This is a genomic window from Streptomyces sp. NPDC028308, assembly GCF_055565855.1.
In genome coordinates, this window is record NZ_JBVHTO010000008.1 from 175,887 (window position 1) to 194,343 (window position 18,457).

An 18,457-nucleotide genomic window follows, 5' to 3' on the forward strand; every position below is an offset into this window, starting at 1 on the left:
GGCAGGCAGCGCGGCATTGCCACCTGAGGCCACGGTGAAGTGCACACGGCACTATGGTGGACCGATGTCGTCGATCAAGCAGTTCCAGGTCACCTTCGACTGCGCGGACCCTGAGCGGGTCGCTCGTTTCTGGTGCGAGGTGTTGGGGTACGTCGCACCGCCGCCGCCGGATGGATTTGCCACCTGGGACGATTACAACCGCGCGCTACCGGCCGAGCGCCGGGGGGCATGGTTCGCATGCAGTGATCCCACGGGCGTCGGCCCCCGGCTGTACTTCCAGCGGGTTCCCGAGGGCAAGGTCGTCAAGAACCGGGTGCACTTGGACGTGCGCGTGGGGACCGGGCTCGTAGGCGAAGAACGCCTCGCCGTACTGGAGGCCGAGTGCACACGCCTGGTCGCACTCGGCGCGGTACGCGTGCACTTGATGGCGGCCGACGACGAGAACGAGTCGTGCATCCTGATGCAGGACATCGAGGGCAACGAGTTCTGCCTCGACTGAGGCGTCACGGCAGTCTCTCTGCGCTGTTCGCACGAGGCCAGGACGCTGCCCCTGCTCTGCCGAAGGCAGCCGCACACGGGGTTCCGTGGTCCGACCCACCAACTTCCTGTCAGGGGTCCTGCTCATCGGGACGTGCAAGCAGCGACAGCGGGATCGACACCGCGCGCTTGGGGCGCTCCGGCGACAGCTCAGCGAAATACCGCCCCGCGCACACCGATGCTGTGCCGCGTACGCAGAGGCACTGCCACGGCGGTGACGTACAACAGGGCTCACGGGAGGAACCTCCGAGAAGAGGCCGTCGGGCTGGCATCGGAGACGGACGAGAAGCCGGTCGTCCCTAAGCGACCGTGAGTACGATCTTGCCCCGGATGTGTCCTCGGGCGGCGCGCTCGTGGGCCGCGCGGGCGTCTGCCAGTGGGAACGTGCTGTCGATGGCGACACGGACCGTGCCCGCCGCCAGCAGTCGGCCCAGTTGGGCGAGCTGCGCCCCGTTCGAGCGGACCTGGGCGCTCGAGACCGTGACGCCCAGTTTCGCGATCTCCTCCTCATCGAACTCTCCTGGCAGCACGGGGAATTGGGCTCCGCCGCGCTTGAGCGTGCGCAGGAAGCGCGCGCTCTCGGGGCCACCGACAGCATCGAGAACGAGGTCGACGTCACGCACGACTTCCTCAGGGCGACTCTTGGTGTAGTCGATGAACTGGTCGATACCGAGTTCGCGCAGGAACTCCTCATGCGCGCCTGACGCAACGGCGATGACGCGAGCCCCCTTCCACTTCGCCAGCTGTACGGCGAGGTGGCCGACGCCGCCCGCCGCGCCGTTGACGAGCACCGTCGTGTCCGCGTCGAGCGCCGTCGGACGATGCAGGGTGCCCTGGAAGGGGGAAGGGTGATCGTGTCCGAGGTCGATGAGGAACTGCCACGCGGTGAGCCCGGACATGGGCGCCCCGGCGGCGTGCACGTGGTCGAGGCTCGCCGGCTTGTGCGCGAGGTCCGACGCCGGCGCGGCCACGTACTGCGCGTAGCCGCTGCCGTCGAAGCTGGGAAAGCGCAGCAGGCCGAAGACCTCGTCCCCCACGGAGAAGTCCTCCACGTCAGCCCCGACGGACTCGACCACGCCCGATACGTCCGTCCCTGGAATCGCGGGCAGACTGACCGTCGATTCCGCCTCCCCGGGCATCGTGGTCAGTCCACCGCGGAGGTACCAGTCCGGAGGATTGACGCCCGCCACGTGAACACGGACAAGCACCTCGCCCGGCCCCGGCTCGGGGACTGGCGCATCCTCGTACCGCAGAACCTCGGGTCCGCCGTGCTCATGGAGCCGGACCGCTCGCATCGTGTGTGTCGGCATCGTTTTCTCCTGCTCGCATCGCGGGATACGCTTATTCGGATCAGCGATCCATATAAGTGGACCAGTGATCCGAATATACGGACCACTGATCCGGATAGTCAAGAGGGACATATGCGGGCCGACGCCAGGAAGAACCGGGACCACCTGCTCGCAGTCGCGGGTGCCGCGCTCACCGAGCAGGGGGTCGACGTCTCGCTGCGCGACATCGCCCGCAAGGCCGACGTCGGACTCGCGACGCTCCTGCGGCACTTCCCCACGCGCGAGGCCCTCCTCGAAGCCCTGCTCCATACGAGTTTCGAGGAACTCACCGCCAAAGCGACCGAGTTCGAGACGTCAAGCTCCCCCGAGCATGCTCTCCTCTCCTGGCTGCGCGACTGCATCGCCTGGACGACCGAGTACCGGGGCGTGACCGTGCTGATGGCGGCTGCCATCGAGGACACCGAGTCCGCACTCCACGCTTCGTGCGTCACCCTGCGCGCAGCCGGTGCGCGGCTCCTCAGCCGCGCTCAGGAGGCTGGCGTGGCGCGGCGCGACATCGACGGCGCCGACTTGTTCGCGCTGGTGGCCATGCTGGCCTGGCTTGGCGACCAGCCCTCTCTCGCGCCACGCGCCGACCGCCTCGTCGACGTGGTCGCGGGCGCGATTCTGACGAACCAGGGGGCAGGCGCGCCGACGAGCGAGACGTCGGCCCCAGCCCCGTAGCCGGACCGCTCCGCACCGACCCCCGCTTGCGGCCGAACGGCCGTGCGTCGAGGGCCGGTCGGCCCTCCCCCGGCGCGGCCCACGGACCGATGCTGGGTGGTGGGGACAACGGCCCGCACCGCCATGCCCCCATCAGACCTATGAGGAAGGCACGCGATGACCCCCGCGATCACCGTAGGAGTGGACGGTTCCGCCGAGAGTCTGGCGGCAGTGGACTGGGCCGCCGAGGAGGCCGCCCTTCGCGGAACACCGCTGCGCCTGGTACACGCCTGGCTCTGGCAGCCCCTCGACGTGCCCGTCGTACAGGACCCGGAGACGCAGGCGAAGTCCGTCCGCGGCATGCTGCGTGAGGCCGAGACCCGGGTCGCCACCCGGCATCCGCAGCTGTCGGTGGCCTCCGAGGTCGTGTCGGACACCGTGGTGCCGGCCCTGCTGGCCGAGGCGGAGCGCGCCGAGATGCTGGTGCTCGGCTCCCGGGGACATGGCGCGCTGGTCGGCTTCCTGCTGGGCTCCTACGGACAGCAGGTGATCGCCGCGGCTCCCCGTCCTGTCGTCTCCGTCCGCGCGCCCCAGGGCGCGGAAGTGCGCCACGCGGGTGACATCGTCGTGGGCCAGCAGGGTTCCGGGGAGGACGGCGCCGAGGTTCTCGGCTTCGCCTTCCGGGAAGCGGCGGTCCGAGGCGCCGCCGTACGTGCGGTGCGGGCGTGGAGCCTGCCTCCCGTCTACGCGTACAGCCCCGGGTCGTTGCGGCTGGCCGATGAGGCGGGCGGGCTGGTGCAGTACGAGGAGAAGGCCTTGCGGACGGCTCTCGCGCCGTGGCGTGACCGGTTCCCCGACGTTCCGGTCATCGAGCATGTCGAGATGGGCAGCGGCGGGCAGGTGCTGCTGGCCGCCGCAGCGGAAGCGCGGCTCGTCGTCGTCGGACGCCGCGTACGGCACTCCCCCATCGGCACGCACATCGGCTCCGTCGCACACGCCGCCCTCCACCACGCGCCGTGCCCCGTGGCCGTCGTGCCCCACGCCTGAGCACCCCGTCTCCGTGCTCCGGCTCCTGATGTGTCTGGCGGGAAGTCGGAGCGCGGACGTGGACACCCGACCCCGTAAGGGCCTACGGACTCTCCATGCCGTCGGCGTTGTCTGCGACCGACCGCCCTCTCTCTCCGTCGAGCAGGTATCAGCCGCGTTGAGGCGATCTCCGACTGCGCCCGTGTCCTGACCCTTGCAGACCGACCCGCGCGGTGGCGTGGCTCTGCGTTCCTGCGAGGCGTCCTGAGAGCGGCAGCTCAACGCCGGTCAGAGACATGGCCGTTCGATGGTCACGGCGTGCCGGTATGTGTGCTGTCGACAACGCGTGTCCTACGCCACCGCCCTGAAGGGACAAGTCCTAGTCGGGCGTCCCAAGCCCTCGGCCTCTGCCCGCGAGGTGCTGTGCTTGGCGCTCGTGGACACCGGGGAGCCAGTCCCTGCCGTACGTCGCCGTGGGGCCGATCCGTGGGTCGCTGGGGACGCGAGCGTCACGCACGGCCTGTACGTACGCGCGGTCCCGGTCGATGCGGGCACGTACCTCGTGGCCTCGGCCGACGGACCCGTGGCCGGGGATCACGGCTTCGACGCCCTTCGCCGCGTCGTCGAGAACGCTCAGGGCGGCGAGGTAGGTCTCGACGGGGTCCACGGTGTCAGTCAGGTCGAGCATCGGAATGAGGACGTCGGACAACATGTCTCCGGCGACGAGGACACCGTATTCCTCGATCAACAGTGCCGCGTGGCCCGAGGCATGCGCGTCATGGTCGATGACCCGGACGAGCGGGCCGTCCCAGGGAACCTGCGCACTCCCGGCGGGCAGTCCCCCGATGCGGCCGAGGAGGTCCAGCGGTACCTGATCGACGATGTCCGGCGGCATCAACGCCTTCACGCGAGCCGTCGCATCCTCGCCGGACAGCCGCTGGCGGACGGTGGCGGCGCAGCGAGCTGTGCCGTATCGAGGCGCCGGGCCGAGGAGGGAGTGCCAGAGCAAGTGGTCCCAGTGGGGGTGCGTCGAGAACCCCGCCACGACGGTCCGGCCCGCGTCGGACAGGTCGTTCGCGAGGCAGGTCATCTCCTGGCCCGTCACCCCGGCGTCGATGAGCAGCACGCCGCCACGGCCCTGGACGACAACGGCGTTGCTCCGCACGAACTCGCTCTCGTGGACCAGCACACCTTCCGCGACCTGCTTCAGCACGGGGGCCCTCCGCTCAAGGTTTGCGTCCGCTACGTAGAGACCGTAGTGCCTGCCGCGCGCCCTCGCTGCTGTTCACAGCGCACGTACGGCGCTTCATGCACCCGGATGGTCAGTGACCACGGTCGAGCGGGCGGCCGTGTAGGGCGGCTGTTGTCGCTGCGCCCCGTCCGGTCACCGTTCGAGTTGGTCCACCAACGCGAACGCCTCCACTGTCTTGGGGTGCGTCCTGCCCAGTTGGGTGCGCAGGTTCTGCGCGCCGCGACGAGCGAACTCGACCGCGGAGGAGTCGTCCAACGCGTGGAGTGCCCGAGCCTTGAACAGCAGCGCGTACCCGATGTACAGGTGCCCGGGATCGTAGACGGCCTCGCGTATGCGCAGTGCCCGCGAGATCAGCGGTACGGCTGTGGCGGGGTCGCCGAGGTCGAAGTGGACGGTGGCCAGGGCGACCAGGTCGAAGCTCACGTAGGGGGACTCCGGACCGTACGCCGCCTCGTCGATACGCAGCGCCCGCTCGGCCAGAGGCAACGCCGTCGCGTGCTCGCCCAGCATGCACAGCGTCCGCGCGAGCGTCGCGAGATCGGTCGCGATGGCGGGACTCTGTGCCGGCAGGCTCGCCTCGTGCAGGCTCAGCGCGCGCTCCGCCAGCGGCCGGGCCGTCCCGGGCGCTCCGAGATCCCGGTGGATCTGTGCCAGGGCGATCAGGTCGAAGGCGACCTCAGCGTCGCGTCCGCCCAGCGCCTCGTCGAGCGCGAGAGCGCGTTCGCACAGGGGCCGCGCCAGGTGGCGGTCACCGATCTGCAGGAGGAACTCCGAGGCGAGCCGCAGCAGCATCGCCGTCTCCGCGGCGCATTCGGCGGGTGGTTCGCCCTTGGTCACGGTCAGCACATGTGCGAGCAGCCGGTGCCAGCGTGGACGGGCGTCCGGGTCGCCGTGGATGTCGTGCGGCACAGCGGCCAACAGGGCACGGCACAGCCGGACTCGGGCGGCGGCGAGCGCCTCGTCCGTCATCGAGGCCCGGATCGCCGCCTGGACCAGACGGTGCAGTACGAGGGCGGATTCCTCGCGCCGTGCGAGACCCAGGCCGGCTAGTGCACCGACCGTCGTGTCCCACGTCAACGGGTCGGCTGCCGCGGTGATGAGCGGTTCCGAGCCGCCGGTGAACAGGTCCAGAGGGATCGGCTCCGGCGCCAGCAGGGCGCACAGCTCCAGCAGCCGCACCGCCTGTGGCTGCTCGCGCTCCAGCCTGCGCACGCTGAGTTGCCACAGCGTCGATACGACCACGGCCGGCCGGTCCGCCAGCTCACCCCGCGCGATCATGTCGTCCAGTCGCGAGGTGAGCAGCGCCAAGTACTCCTCCGGCGACGTCTGGTTGTAGTCCATGTAACCGGCGGCCTGTTCCAAGGCCAGCGGCAGGTCGCCCAGTTGTTCCGCGATGCCGGCGGCGGTCTCCGCGGATGTGCCGGGCACCCGTCGCACCAGGAGTTCCACCGATTCCTGCCTGCTGAACACTTCCAGGTCCACCACACCGGCCGTGCCCGACCAGCCGCTCATCCTGGTCGTGACGACGACATGTCCGTGTCGCGCGAGGTCTCCCGAGGGCAGTGCGTGCACGAGGGTGCCCGGCTTCTCGCCGTTGTCCAGGATGATCAGCCAGGGTCTGCGGTCTCCCAGTTTGCCGTACACACCGGGGACGACCTGGCCCGCGCTCACCTCCACCAGCCCCAGCTCCCGTGCCAGAGAGGTGAATTGGGACGCCACCAGGTCGGGGTCCTCCGCGTCGATGAAGGCCACGAACTGGTACTTCGACCGGTAGCGGTACGCGTACTCGACGGCGAGCTGCGTCTTTCCGACACCGCCCAGCCCGTGTACGGCCTGGATCGCGACGCCGTCCGAGGCCGTGAGGCGCTGCCGCAACTCCCTCAACGTGGCGTCGCGGCCGGTGAAATGGGTGTTGCGGGGTGGCAGCCGGTACGTCCCTGGCGGGGTCGGGCGCGGTGTACGGCCACCGCGCGGCTGCAGCCACAGCTCGATGCCCGCGAGCGGGACGAGCAGCAGGAGCACCACCCAGGGATGGACGCGTACGAAGTCGAGCGGGCCGGGCCAATGGCTCTGTCCGGAGGCGGCGTTGAAGGCGAGGCTGCCGAGGAACAACACGAGCAGACCGGTCACCGTGCCGACCAGTCTCCGGCCCATGGGTCCCCCTCCGGTCGGGACGGCGGCCGCGACGACCACGGCCAACGCGATGGTAACCGAGCAGCCTTCTCGCCGAACGATGATTGCCCCGGGGCCGGAGGACGCGACGGCCCACCACTGGGCCGGTGAGGTACGGAGCGGAAGACCGTACTCGAGCCCTTCGTGCCCGGTTCCGGTGCCGCCCCCCCCTCAACCGAGATCAGGTCGCTGGGCCCGGACGGAAATCGGACACAACCGCTTCCCCCGAGCCGGACTACGGTGCGATCTCCTCGAGAAGTTGCGGGCCGTTGTTGCGGACGTTGTTCACGCCCGTGGTGACCGGGCGAGCGTCGAGGTGGCCTTCCGCGGGCTGGGTCAGCAGCGCGCGCAGTTGGTCGGGGTTCTGGTGACGTGGGTCGAGCCACTGGTCGTAGTGGTCCGGGGTGAGCGCCAGCGGCATGCGCGGATGTACGCGTCCGGCCGTGTCGGTGGCCTCGGTGGTGATGATCGTGCAGGTCACCAGCCAGGCGGCCGGGTCGTCGTCCTGGTCGACCTCCGGGTTGCGCCAGTACTCGTAGAGTCCGGCGAGCGCCATGACCTGGTCGTCCTCGGGGTGGATGAAGTACGGCTGCTTGCGGGCCTTGCCCGTCCCCTCGTCCTTGATCTGCTCCCACTCGTAGAAGCCGTCGGCGGGCAGCAGGCAGCGGCGTTTGAGGAAGGCGCGGCGGTAGGCGGGCTTCTCGTGGACGGTCTCCACCCGGGCATTGATCATGCGGGCGCCGACCTTGATGTCCTTGGCCCACGACGGCACCAAGCCCCACCGCAGCGGCCGTAGTTGTCTGCTCTCCGGTGCGGCGTCCTCGTGTCCGCGCGGGGTGCGCTCCAGGATCGCCCACACTTCGTCGGTCGGCGCCACGTTCCAGCTGGGCGCCAGAGTTTCCTCGGGGGGCCAGTCTGTGACGTGGAAGAGCTGGACAAGGTCCTTCGGACTACGGGTGGAGACGTATCGACCGCACATGTGGCCACTCTGCCACCGACGCCGCCGATAGGTGAACGGTCCGGCAGCCGACGCAGCGCCGTGTCCCCCGGGGGCCGCGGGGTGACCTAGGCACGGAGCGGACAGTGGCGCTCGCGGGAGCGGCGGGACCTCGACCCGTCGAGAGTTTTAGCGGGAGGTCCCGGCCGACGCCGAGCCCGTGTACGACCGACCGCCCTCGAACCTGGGCCTGGCTCTCGGGCCGTGGACTGGCTCTTCGGCACCTTCTGGGGCACCACGCCGGTCAGACAGTGGACTCCCCGGCTGAACAGCCGGGCAGCGGTGAGCCGCCTGTGTCAGGCCGACGGTGTCCTCGCATTCCTCGATTCGAGCAGGCACGAGGCAACCACGACGAAGGGCCAGCAGGACTGAAGGGCTGTCACGAAGCGCTCGGCCACACCCGCGGCGCCATGGCGCTGTGTCTCGACCACGAACCACGCCGCACCCACGAGCATGACAGCGGTCACCGTGAAGGACGGCACCCGTCTCAGCGCCCACGGCGCACTGCCGCGACCGTCGGCCGCCAGGACCGGCCAGACCGCGAGTAACGCGAAGCCGACTCCTGCGACGGTTCCGTGCCGCAGCGAACCTCCGCTGTCCGGCGCCGGGATCACCGCCACCAGCAGTGCGGCGACTCCGCCCCCGGCGAGGGCGACTCGGCCTGCGACGGCGGCGGGACGTAGCCCCCATGCGGTGAGCATGTGGCACACACCCAGCGCCAGCAGACCGCAGGTCATCACCCAGGAGCCTGCCGCCCCGTAAGCGGCCAGGACACTGATCGTCTGCCTGACGGGGTCGTAGGCCGAACCCTCCATGTGAGCCGCGACCACCCAGCCTGCGGTGAACAGGAGGGGTCCGGAACCCGACGAAAGGACAAGCCATTTCGGAACATTCGTCACGTAACTAACCTATAAGCCGCACTTGCCTGGTCTCTGGCGCGCTGTCACGTCAGGTCGGTGTGTCTCGGCCCCTACTTCGCGTCCGCGTCAACGGCGGGCGGGACGGCGAGGCTCGTAGTCACGGAGACCTGTGCCTGGCGTCCGCCCGCCTGTTCCTGACGTCCGGGCCTCGACGTGTCGACAGGCCGACACGACTGCCCACACCACCTTCGCCGCAGCGACCGGGACAAGGTCCTCACCCGTGCGCCAGCAGACTCCGACCCTTGTCGCCGGGACTCCGACGCACCGTCAGTGGCCTGCGCTCTGACCGCCGTCGACGTGGGAGATCTCGCCCGTGACGAACGGGGCCTGCTCCAGATAGAGGATCGCTCGCACCACGTCCTCGACCTCGCCCATCCGGTTGACCGGGTGGAGCGCCGCCATGGTGCCGCCAGGATCGGTGGGGTGCATCGACGAGCGGATGACTCCTAGAGCGACGGCGTTGACGCGAACACCGCGGGTGGCGTACTCGATCGCCAACGACTTCGTGAGGCCGTTCAAGGCCCCTTTGCTCAGGGAGGCCAGTCCACCCGTCACGCGGGCGTCGGCGCTGTCGACGAGGCTGGTGGAGACGCTCACGACGTGCCCGCCGCGGCCGCCCGCCAGCATGGCCGCGATCGCACTGCGCGTCGCCTCGAACGCGCCGCGCACGTTGATCCTCATCACCGACTCGTAGTCCTCGTCGGTGTACTCGGTGAACGGTTTGGCGACGAAGAGACCGGCGTTGTTGACCAGCGTGTCGACCCGGCCGAAGCGTTCCATGGCCGCGTCGACCACCCGTGCACCCATACCCGGCTGTGCCAGGTCGCCGGGCACCGACAGCACCTCGGGGTCAGTGGACGACTCAAGGGAACGTGCCGCCGCGGTGACGGCGTAACCGAGGCCGCGGTAGGCCCCGACAAGCGCCGCGCCGATACCTCGTGAGGCTCCGGTGACGATGGCTACTTTCCGCTCACTGTCCATACGGGGTCGCCCGCTTCGTTTTTTCAGCGATGGGGAGTACGCGCGAGCCGGTCGAGTGCCGTGCTTCCACGCCGACACGGTCGAACGGGCCATGCACCCGTCTCGACGAGAACTACCGGGACATCGCCCCCTTGCGAGGCCGAGAGCGACAACAACCGCTTCGCCCGGTGTCCTACGCATGTTGATCGGCAGGCGATCTGCGTCCGAATCGACGTCACCCCTGCACGATTCAAGAGCCGCGAAAGTGGACAGCGCCTACGAAAGCGTTTTCAGCAGCCGATCCGCGAGGACGGCCGCCGAATGCGGGTTCTGCCCGGTGATGAGGTTGCGGTCTTCCACCATGTAGGGCTCCCATATCGGCCCACGGCTGTAGTCGACGCCCACCTTTTCCTTGAGCTCGTCCTCCAGCAGCCACGGCGCCCTGGAGGCAAGACCCACCCCTTCCTCCTCCTCGTTGGTGAAACCCGTGACCCGGTAACCCTTGAACGGAGAAACACCATGGATACGGGTGGAGAGAAGGGCGGCCGGCGCGTGGCAGACGATCGCGAGCGGCCTGTCCGAGGCGAGCTGCGCCGTCAGGATCCTGCCCGCGTCGGCATCCAGAGCGAGGTCGGCCATCGGTCCGTGTCCGCCGGGGAAATACAGGGCGTCGTAGTCCTCGACCCGGACGTCCGAAAGCTTGAGGGGCCGACGCATCACCTCTGCGGACCGAATGATCTCCTCCAGGTCAAGGGCGCCCTGTTCACCTCCCGCCATCGAAGGCCGGAGGCTCATCATGTCGACATTCGGAGTCACCCCGTTCGGTGTCGCGACCACGACTTCATGTCCGGCTTCCGTAATCGCCTTGTACGGTGCGGCGAATTCTTCCGCCCAGTAACCGGTCGCATACCTGGTGCCATCCTTGAGCACCCAGTACGTGGCTCCGCTCACCACGAAGAGCACCTTCGCCATGAGGATCGCCTCCCAAAAATTAGACTCTCTCCACACTAAGGACACCCCCGTTCGGACGCATGTGGGCGGCGTCGACGTCATCACACGTCGTCCCGTTCAGCTACTCCCCACACCGGTACGGATGTCGCACGGCCGCTCACTCAGAGAAGCGGCGGTGACCCGGTCGAGGCCGAAGGGGGTGGGTGATGGTGGGCGGTGAGTACGCCGCCGCAACCGACGTCGGCGTGACCTGACCGCCGACACTGCTCACCTTCCCGGGAAGTCCAGCGCGCACTAGCAGTTCCCGCAGCGTCCACCGCGCACCCCCGAAGGCGCCCGTCGAAGGCGTCGCGTCCTCCGGCGTGGGTCGAATTACCTGACGCGGACGGGGACTTCGCGGCCGCAGGTGAGTGGCTAGGCGGAGCCTCGGCTTCCTGCGCGTTCCCCGCGCCCTTCGCATCCACGCGAGCCCATACCGCCAGGGTTTACCCGTGCCGCCTGTAGACCCTGGGGATGACGGTGGTGTCAATCACCCACCGGATGTGCCCATACATGGGCCGCGCATACGTTGCGGTGCGCAAGGCAGAGCACCTCCGCACATCGCACCTCCGTACCGCACCCCTGAGCGGTCGAGGCATCGGCAGAGAGGAACTCCCCAGCATGTTCCGTATGAGAAGAGCAAGACGCAGCCGTCTGCCCGCGACAGCGGTGAGTCTCGCGACCGTTCTCGCCACGGCCGTGAGCGCGCTCGCTCTCACTCCCCAGCCCGCGGCCGCAGCCCCGAACTACGTCGGCGACCCCGTCCTGTACTGGAACGAGGCGTTACTGGGCGCGATCAAGACCGCCGGCGGCGCCCCGGGCCCGATCTCGCGTGCCGCCGCCGAGCTGAACGCGGCGATCTACGATGCCGAGAGCTCCTACCAACTGCGCTGGCACACCATGACCTCGGACCCCTACCTCCAGGCGGTCAACTACGCGGCCTGGTCCGAGGGACCCGGCGAGGAGGAGCGGGTGGTGGGGCGCACGGCCTACAACATCCTGCTCAAACTGTTCCCCGACCAGACGACCTACCTGGACAACAAGTTCAAGGAGCGGTTCGGCACGAACCCCACGGACTTCGACCTCCTGGACGCCACGGTGGTCAGCACGGTGGCGAACAACATGTGGAAGTTCCGGACCGCCGACGGCTCGGACAGCCAGGCCGTCTACACCCCGGACGGCAAGGTTGGCGCCTGGAGGCCCACCAGTTACCCGGACCTCCCGGACTCCGGCTGCAACAAGGGAAGCCAGGCCGCCATCCCGGAATGGGGCAAGGTGAAACCGTGGGCTCTCACGTCCGGATCCCAGTTCCGGCCGTCGACGCCTGGACAGTACGCCTCTTACCAGGACCTGATCAGCAGTCCCGCCTACGCCGACCAGGTGCAGCAGGTCCGCAGCCTGGGAGCCGCCGGGTCCACGACACGTACGACCGACCAGACCGCGGCTGCCTGGTTCTGGGCCAACGACGCGAACAGCACCTACAAGCCCCCGGGGCAACTGCTCGACATCACCGCTCAGGTGTCCCGTTCACGCAGCCTGACGCCTTATCAGAACGCTCGTCTGTTCGCGCTGGTGTCGGTCGCCATGGCGGATGCCGGTATCGCCGAATGGGACGTCAAGTACCAGACACCCATCGACCTCTGGCGTCCGGTCTCGGCGATCCGCGAAGGGCTCGGGGACACCGCCTGGAAGCCGCTGTCGGGTACGACGCCGTGCTTCCCGGCCTGGGCGTCGGGTCACTCCGCGTTCGCTGCCGCATGGGCGGGGATCATGCGGCAGTACTTCAGGAGCGACGACGTCACCTTCACCGCCTCCACCGACGACCCCAAGTCGCCCGTCAGGCACCGCACGTTCACGAGCTTCAGCCAGGCTGCACGCGAGGCCGCGGACAGCAGGGTCTGGCTCGGCGTCCACTACCCGTGGGACGCCGATGACGGTCTGACCCTGGGCGAGAACATCGCCACCTGGGTCTTCACCCACAAGATGCGGGACACGAGACCGTAGTCGCCCACGACCACCCCCAGCATGGCGAGCGCCCGACCACGCGAGAGCGAGGTGGGGCGCCCGCCCGTCCGTGGGCAGGGCGCGTCACCCGCACCGATGGGGCCGGGTGAAGGCAGACCCCGCACGTGCACCGGATCGACAGTGCTCACCGTGGTCGCGTGCCGGTCTGAGGCCGGCCTAGTCACGCAGGACCCGCGTTGTTCGGGAGCAGCCCGGCGTTCTGTGCGTGCAGCACCGCGCTGAGCCGGTCCGCGGCGCCCAGTTTTCGGTAAAGCGCCTCCAGGTGCTTGTGCACGGTGCGCGAGGAGATTCCCAGGCGGCGCGCCATGGCGTCCGCCGACATCCCGGTGGCGAGGAGGTGCAGAACGTTCAGTTCACGCGGAGTCAACGGCACCGCGAGGGAATGGTTGGCGTGCTGCCCGCGGTCACCGACGGCATCCGCTCGCAGAGCCGTCAGGAGGGAGCGATGGGTCGCCGCCGCCTTGAGCAACGGCTGCACGCGTGCGGCGTATCGCAGGTCGTACGAGGAGAAGTCCTTGCCCGAGCGATGCACCACGAACCCGCTGACGTGCGGGCCCGTCCCGGGGAAGGGGATGCCGAGCATGTGCCGCGTCCCGAGCGCCTGACGGAGTGCGTCGGCCGTGGCGCTGTGCCGCCAGACCCGTGCACCCGCGATCCGGGCGGCGCTCAGCGGCGTCCGGTCCTGGTCTCCTGTGTAGCGGTCGGCGAAGGGGTAGCCCTCCCGGATGTGACGCTGGACCGACTCGTCATGACGGAGGTCCTCCGGGCGCGCTTGGGGCGGCCAGAGCCCGACTCTGCCCAGCTCACGGGTCCAGGGTTCCTCCTTGACGACGACCAGCTCCGCGTCGAACGCGGCGAGCAGTTCCTCGGTGAGCAACGGCCAGACGAGTTCCGGGTCTTCGGTGTTCATCACCTCGACCGCCAGATCCAGCATCCGCACGTGCCGATCCCGCATGACAGCTTCCCTCGACAACCGCAGTTGACTCGCGGATCCACGGTAACTCCGGCGCTGTCCATACGTAGTTCTCCCCATGGCCCAACTGCCCGTTTCGCGCCATGATCGGTCACCGGTGGACCGGCGGCTGAGGTCTGCCGGTCAAGGGGAACAGCGGATGCGTGCGGGACGACAGTCCGAGGTGGGCTGCTTCGACGCGCCGCGTTGGCGCCGCACCGCCTAGCGATGGCGCGGTACTCGACGGGGCACGGACTGCCACGCTGGGCCTCTGCATCGTCGCGCGGGTCGCGGCGGCCACAGAACGGCACGGGGCACGACGCACTGTGTCACCGTGCTGCACGGGGTAGAGCACGGCGACCAGGCGTCGAGGTTCGCTCGCGTACCTGCTGCACGAGGCAGGACGCGGGCGCCCGTGCCGAGCAGGCGACGCGTCTCCCCGCGCGACTGCGACACGAAGCCGGAGGCGCCAAGGGCCGCTGCCCGGGGAGTTTTTGAGCGAACCGCCGCTGACTGCCACGCCCGTGAGCACCTACGCTCCGAGCTGCGCGGACGCCCTACCAGCTCGTCGAGCCGCCATCGCGCGGTCACGCGGCGGCAGCGCCGAACCACCTGGGCAAGTGCCCTTCAAGGTCCCGCTGGTCTTGACCGACCCACGCCACGTGGCCGTCAGGCCTCAACAGCACGGCAGGTACGTCCAGTTCCGGACCGACGTCCACGACGTGGTCGATCCGGTCCGCCCAACCCGACGCCGACAGCCGACCGGTCTGGTCCAGCAGCAATCCACGGCCACTGTGCATGAGTTCGTAGAGGCGCCCGCGCTTCAGTGCCATGTCCCTCATCCGTCGGCCCAGCAGTGGATGCCCCTCTCCGAAGTCATAGCGGACGCCGATCGCGATGATCTTCTCGATCAGGTACCGGTTCACGTTCTCGAAGTCCATCAGCTCCGCCACCAGCCGGCGCACCGCTCGCGGACCCGGCTCGGTGGACATCAGTTCCATCTGGGCGCGTGTGGTGACCAGGACGTCGGCCGCAACCGGATGCCGTTCGGCTGCGTAGCTGTCCAACAGCCCCTCGGAGGACCAGCCGTTGACCCCCGCGCCCAGCTTCCAGCCGAGGTTGAACGCGTCCTGAATACCGAGGTTGAGGCCCTGGCCGCCTGTCGGCGGGTGGATGTGTGCCGCGTCCCCGGCCAGCAGCACCCGATCGATCCGGTAGCGCTCGGCCTGTCGAGTGGCGTTGCCGAAGCGGGAAAGCCAGCGCGGTGAGTGCACGCCGAAGTCGGTCCCGGCGGTCGCCCGCAACTGCCGCCTGAACTCTTCCAGGGTGGGCGGGACCGTGCGGTCCTCGGCCACCTCCGCGGCCGGCACGACGACGCGGAACAGCCCGTCACCGAGAGGCATGGCACCGAACCGCAGCTGGGTCTTGCGGACTTCGGTCATCACGGCCGTCAGCGTCTCCTGCGACTCCGTCAGCTCCATCTCGCCGAGCAACGTGTCGACGCTGCTCGACTCACCGGGGAAGCCGACGCCGAGCAGCCTGCGTACCGTGCTGCGGCCGCCGTCGCAGCCGACGAGGTAGGACGAGCGCAGCCGCGTGCCGCCGGCCAGCTCGACGCTCACCCCCTCGTCGTCCTGGGCCAGCCCGACCAGTTCGCAGCCGCGGCGGATCTCGGCCCCCAGCTCGGCGGCGTATTCGTGCAGGAGTCGCTCAGTGACCGGCTGCGGAATGCCGAGGACATACGGATGCGAGGTGTCGAGCCCATCAGGCGACGGCTTGCCGATGCCGGCGAAGAAGCCACTGACCGGGGACTGCCTGCCGTTCGCGAGAAACCGCTCCAGCAGGCCGCGCTGGTCCATGATCTCGATGCTGCGCGCGTGCAGTCCGAGCGCGCGCACGACCTTGGTCGGCTCGGTCTCTCTCTCCAGCACGACGGTCCGCACACCGTGCAACCGCAGCTCGCCGGCGAGCATCAGACCGGTCGGTCCGCCTCCGACGACGATCACGTCAATCATGAAACCCCCTGTTCGACGAGCGGCACATGCGTCGGCCCCGCCGCACTGCCCGGCGATGCGGCCACCCGTAACTCCGTCCCGCGCACGTCCCTGTTCGCTTCGCGGCTACTACTTGGCGATTCAGTGTGCCGCGAGAGACATATTCGGGTATTTAAGACACGCTTCGCGAATACCTGATCCCGTCAGATATTCGCCCTGGTCGGGTATTCTCGCGCATTCCCCGGCCCTTGCCGCAAGGCCCCCATCCCGCTATACGTTGAGAGTGGCGAGGTGCGATTGCCCCGTCCCCGGCCTCCCGTCACCAGATGTGAATGCACGAGCCCGCCGGGCGCCGACATGCCGCGTACAGCGCTGCCGAGGACGCCGCAAAGTCCCGACGGGCCCGCGGACGCTACGACGAAATGGACTCGCAGTTCCTCCGACGCCTGTGGGACGTCCGCCGGGAGTGCCGCTGCGACGGCGAACGCACGGAAGGGCGGCATCGCCGTCACGTCACGCAGTGCGCACGTGGAGCACATCGAGGTAGAACCGGTCCCGGTGCGGCACGTCGTTGTCCCGCCCGGGCAGTATGAACACCGCACAGGCGTCAGCTGGTTGGGTGAGCAGGCTCCACTGCCGGCCGAAGGTGAGGGCGCTGTTGATCTCATGCCGGCAACCCGCAGCGTCCAGGGCTGCGATCAGGTCCTCCCGCAGCACGGTCGCCGAGCACGGTCCGGCACCCGGCCGGATGAGTGGCGGAAGCTCGACCGTCGATCCAGGCCACAGCCGTAGTCCGATCCCGCTGACGTGCCGCCGCGTGACAGAAAGATCCAGACTGCCCCAGGCGTACGGATAGCCGCCGATGTCCGGGCCCTTCAGTCTGATCGCGGGGTGCGGGCGCCCCGGGCCGAGGAGCTTTTCGGCTTCGGCCAAGGGCATCCCGCAGTGCAGCGGGCCGATCTCTCCGGTGCCGGCGAATTCGACGAGCAGGTCTGTCAGCGTCACGCCGACGACTGTCTCAGCTCCCCACCCGATCCGCACGCCGGTATCAGGGGCTCAAATCTGCATGCGCGGGCTCCCCTTGGCAGGAGACACCGAGGAGGTAGGTGTTGAGGGGGGACGGACGCAGTAGCGGGAACATGACCCCAGCACCGCCATGTTCCAGTTGCCGCGAGGTCGTGGCTCACCACCTAACTGCCCCATGCAGCAGTCCCGTTGAGACCTCGCCCGTGTGTATATCCTTCGCCCGGGGGTCGGCCGGGTGGGAAGCGCCCGGCTGCGGAGCGGGGGGATCGCCATGCCAAGGGGCCACGACCGGCCACGGATGACAGCCACGGGGAACGACCACCGGGTCACCCCCGCCGAGCTCTTCTTCGACCTGGTCTTCGTGTACGCACTCACCCAGGTCACCGCCCTGATGGCGGCCGGCCCTTCGCCGCTGCGGGTGGTGGGCGCCATGGTCGTCCTGGCACTGCTGTGGTGGTGCTGGTGCTGCTTCACCTGGCTGGGCAATGTGGTGAGGGCCGACTCGGGGGCGATGTTCACCGTACTGGTCGCGGTGATGGCGGTCGTCCTGATCGTCTCCCTGACCGTGCGGCCGGACATCTTCGCCGCCAGGTCCGAAGGCCTGCCCACGGCGCTCCTGTTCGTGCTCTGCTACGGGGCGGTGCGGCTGTTGCACCTCGTGTCCTACTGGGTCTCGGGATCCGGAGACGCGGCGCTGCGGCGGACACTCCGCCGCACGGCGCTGCTGTCGGTGGCGCCGCCGCTGGCGCTCCTGCTCGCCGGCACCGCGTTCTCGGACTTCTGGCAGATCATGCTGTGGCTCGGCGCGGTGGTGGTCGACTACCTCGGGGTGTACGTCACCGGCTCTTCAGGCTGGCGCGTCAACTCGCCAGGGCACTTCGCCGAGCGGTACGGGCTGATCGTCATCATCGCCCTCGGCGAATCGATCGTGGCGATGGGTGGGGGCCTGGCCGGGTTCCCCATCACGCCACCGGTGCTGGCCGCCACTGCCGCGGGGTTGCTGGTCTCGGCGGGGCTGTGGCGCCTGTACTTCCGCCAGGTCGTGGAGGTGGCCGAGCACCGGCTCCGAGCGCTGGACGGTGACGACAGGACACGATTCGCCCGCGACACCTACACCTTCCTGCACCTGCCACTGGTCGCCGGGGTCGTTCTCATGGCCCTGGGGATGAAGAAGGTTCTTCACCAGGTCGCCGACAGCGACCACTACGGTCTGGCGGAGCCGCTGCACGGCTTGGTCGCGTGGGCGCTCACGGGAGGCGCGGGGCTCTTCCTGGTGACGACGGCGGCGATTTTGGCTCGTGCGGGGGGCCGTTGGTCCGCGCCTCTGCTGAGTGGCGGCGCGGTCTGCCTGCTGGGCGGTGCGGTGATCGCTCTGGTTCCCGCGCTTGTGGCGTTGGGGCTGCTGAGTGCCGTCATCACCGGCCTGGTGGTGTTGCACGGCCGGTCGGTGGCGGCCCTGACAGCGGAGCCGGCGGCGGTTTCGGAGGCGTAGTACCGGTCACGTCGCTCCTTCCGACACCCCATTCGAGGGCGACGCCTGCACCTCGGATCGGCGACCGGTACGCGTCCCCGCGCGAGACATCACGGCGCGGCGCGGGGTGCGATGGCCGCTGAC

15 protein-coding genes are annotated in these 18,457 nt (G+C 69.1%); 5 read left to right on the plus strand and 10 right to left on the minus strand.

The genetic code is table 11. The features are described 5' to 3' along the window. Positions 1-64: 64 nt before the first annotated feature. Positions 65-499, plus strand: a complete 435-nt coding sequence (locus tag ACZ4VA_RS19735; protein ID WP_468082258.1) for a VOC family protein — start codon at positions 65-67, stop codon at positions 497-499. Between the two features lie 337 nt (positions 500-836). On the opposite strand, the gene ACZ4VA_RS19740 is transcribed toward ACZ4VA_RS19735, so the two are convergent. Then, on the minus strand, positions 837-1,847 hold the full coding sequence (locus tag ACZ4VA_RS19740; protein ID WP_468082259.1) for an NADP-dependent oxidoreductase: 1,011 nt from the start codon (positions 1,845-1,847) through the stop codon (positions 837-839). Between the two features lie 111 nt (positions 1,848-1,958). Here ACZ4VA_RS19740 and ACZ4VA_RS19745 point away from each other — a divergent pair, with 111 nt between their 5' ends. Together ACZ4VA_RS19745 and ACZ4VA_RS19750 are read left to right on the plus strand one after the other, a co-directional pair. Then, the gene (locus ACZ4VA_RS19745; protein WP_389391449.1) at positions 1,959-2,549 is read left to right on the plus strand and encodes a TetR/AcrR family transcriptional regulator; all 591 of its coding nucleotides are present in this window, start codon (positions 1,959-1,961) and stop codon (positions 2,547-2,549) included. Between the two features lie 156 nt (positions 2,550-2,705). Beyond that, complete coding sequence (locus tag ACZ4VA_RS19750; RefSeq protein WP_356170478.1) at positions 2,706-3,575, plus strand: universal stress protein; 870 nt, start codon at positions 2,706-2,708, stop codon at positions 3,573-3,575. A gap of 358 nt (positions 3,576-3,933) precedes the next feature. Here ACZ4VA_RS19750 and ACZ4VA_RS19755 read toward each other — a convergent pair whose 3' ends face one another. The 6 genes from ACZ4VA_RS19755 to ACZ4VA_RS19780 form a co-directional block, all read right to left on the minus strand. Further along, the gene (locus ACZ4VA_RS19755; RefSeq protein ID WP_468082260.1) at positions 3,934-4,767 is read right to left on the minus strand and encodes an MBL fold metallo-hydrolase; all 834 of its coding nucleotides are present in this window, start codon (positions 4,765-4,767) and stop codon (positions 3,934-3,936) included. Positions 4,768-4,938: 171 nt separating this feature from the next. Further along, on the minus strand, positions 4,939-6,960 hold the full coding sequence (gene fxsT, locus ACZ4VA_RS19760; protein ID WP_468082261.1) for an FxSxx-COOH system tetratricopeptide repeat protein: 2,022 nt from the start codon (positions 6,958-6,960) through the stop codon (positions 4,939-4,941). Positions 6,961-7,213: 253 nt separating this feature from the next. After that, on the minus strand, positions 7,214-7,957 hold the full coding sequence (locus tag ACZ4VA_RS19765; RefSeq protein ID WP_355780637.1) for an SOS response-associated peptidase: 744 nt from the start codon (positions 7,955-7,957) through the stop codon (positions 7,214-7,216). 314 nt (positions 7,958-8,271) lie between these two features. After that, the gene (locus ACZ4VA_RS19770) at positions 8,272-8,874 is read right to left on the minus strand and encodes a DUF998 domain-containing protein (RefSeq protein ID WP_355780635.1); all 603 of its coding nucleotides are present in this window, start codon (positions 8,872-8,874) and stop codon (positions 8,272-8,274) included. Between the two features lie 288 nt (positions 8,875-9,162). After that, positions 9,163-9,876 (minus strand): SDR family NAD(P)-dependent oxidoreductase, encoded by a 714-nt coding sequence (locus tag ACZ4VA_RS19775; protein ID WP_356170468.1) that lies wholly within the window; start codon positions 9,874-9,876, stop codon positions 9,163-9,165. A 255-nt stretch (positions 9,877-10,131) separates the two neighbouring features. After that, positions 10,132-10,827 (minus strand): type 1 glutamine amidotransferase domain-containing protein, encoded by a 696-nt coding sequence (locus ACZ4VA_RS19780; protein ID WP_355780631.1) that lies wholly within the window; start codon positions 10,825-10,827, stop codon positions 10,132-10,134. A 648-nt stretch (positions 10,828-11,475) separates the two neighbouring features. Here ACZ4VA_RS19780 and ACZ4VA_RS19785 point away from each other — a divergent pair. Further along, complete coding sequence (locus tag ACZ4VA_RS19785; protein ID WP_468082262.1) at positions 11,476-12,849, plus strand: vanadium-dependent haloperoxidase; 1,374 nt, start codon at positions 11,476-11,478, stop codon at positions 12,847-12,849. Positions 12,850-13,030: 181 nt separating this feature from the next. Here the strand turns inward: ACZ4VA_RS19785 and ACZ4VA_RS19790 are convergent, their stop codons facing one another. The 3 genes from ACZ4VA_RS19790 to ACZ4VA_RS19800 all read right to left on the minus strand — a co-directional run bounded on the left by ACZ4VA_RS19790 (position 13,031) and on the right by ACZ4VA_RS19800 (position 16,821). Continuing rightward, positions 13,031-13,825, minus strand: a complete 795-nt coding sequence (locus ACZ4VA_RS19790) for a helix-turn-helix transcriptional regulator (RefSeq protein ID WP_355780625.1) — start codon at positions 13,823-13,825, stop codon at positions 13,031-13,033. 584 nt (positions 13,826-14,409) lie between these two features. Then, positions 14,410-15,837, minus strand: a complete 1,428-nt coding sequence (gene rox / locus ACZ4VA_RS19795) for a rifampin monooxygenase (RefSeq protein ID WP_468082263.1) — start codon at positions 15,835-15,837, stop codon at positions 14,410-14,412. A 492-nt stretch (positions 15,838-16,329) separates the two neighbouring features. Then, the gene (locus ACZ4VA_RS19800) at positions 16,330-16,821 is read right to left on the minus strand and encodes a hypothetical protein (RefSeq protein ID WP_468082264.1); all 492 of its coding nucleotides are present in this window, start codon (positions 16,819-16,821) and stop codon (positions 16,330-16,332) included. A gap of 319 nt (positions 16,822-17,140) precedes the next feature. Between ACZ4VA_RS19800 and ACZ4VA_RS19805 the strand changes: the two genes are divergently transcribed. Then, positions 17,141-18,334 carry a low temperature requirement protein A gene (locus ACZ4VA_RS19805; RefSeq protein ID WP_468082265.1) on the plus strand — a complete coding sequence of 398 codons (1,194 nt, stop codon included), beginning with the start codon at positions 17,141-17,143 and terminating at the stop codon, positions 18,332-18,334. The last annotated feature ends 123 nt before the right edge of the window (positions 18,335-18,457 follow it).

Bases quoted from the DNA above. Each gene is read 5' to 3' on its own strand.
- rox (WP_468082263.1), bottom strand. From the start codon at position 15,837: ATGATTGACGTGATCGTCGTCGGAGGCGGACCGACCGGTCTGATGCTC.
- ACZ4VA_RS19785 (WP_468082262.1), top strand. From the start codon at position 11,476: ATGAGAAGAGCAAGACGCAGCCGTCTGCCCGCGACAGCGGTGAGTCTC.
- ACZ4VA_RS19790 (WP_355780625.1), bottom strand. From the start codon at position 13,825: ATGCGGGATCGGCACGTGCGGATGCTGGATCTGGCGGTCGAGGTGATG.
- ACZ4VA_RS19805 (WP_468082265.1), top strand. From the start codon at position 17,141: ATGACAGCCACGGGGAACGACCACCGGGTCACCCCCGCCGAGCTCTTC.
- fxsT (WP_468082261.1), bottom strand. From the start codon at position 6,960: ATGGGCCGGAGACTGGTCGGCACGGTGACCGGTCTGCTCGTGTTGTTC.
- ACZ4VA_RS19775 (WP_356170468.1), bottom strand. From the start codon at position 9,876: ATGGACAGTGAGCGGAAAGTAGCCATCGTCACCGGAGCCTCACGAGGT.
- ACZ4VA_RS19740 (WP_468082259.1), bottom strand. From the start codon at position 1,847: ATGCCGACACACACGATGCGAGCGGTCCGGCTCCATGAGCACGGCGGA.
- ACZ4VA_RS19765 (WP_355780637.1), bottom strand. From the start codon at position 7,957: ATGTGCGGTCGATACGTCTCCACCCGTAGTCCGAAGGACCTTGTCCAG.
- ACZ4VA_RS19735 (WP_468082258.1), top strand. From the start codon at position 65: ATGTCGTCGATCAAGCAGTTCCAGGTCACCTTCGACTGCGCGGACCCT.
- ACZ4VA_RS19750 (WP_356170478.1), top strand. From the start codon at position 2,706: ATGACCCCCGCGATCACCGTAGGAGTGGACGGTTCCGCCGAGAGTCTG.
- ACZ4VA_RS19745 (WP_389391449.1), top strand. From the start codon at position 1,959: ATGCGGGCCGACGCCAGGAAGAACCGGGACCACCTGCTCGCAGTCGCG.
- ACZ4VA_RS19780 (WP_355780631.1), bottom strand. From the start codon at position 10,827: ATGGCGAAGGTGCTCTTCGTGGTGAGCGGAGCCACGTACTGGGTGCTC.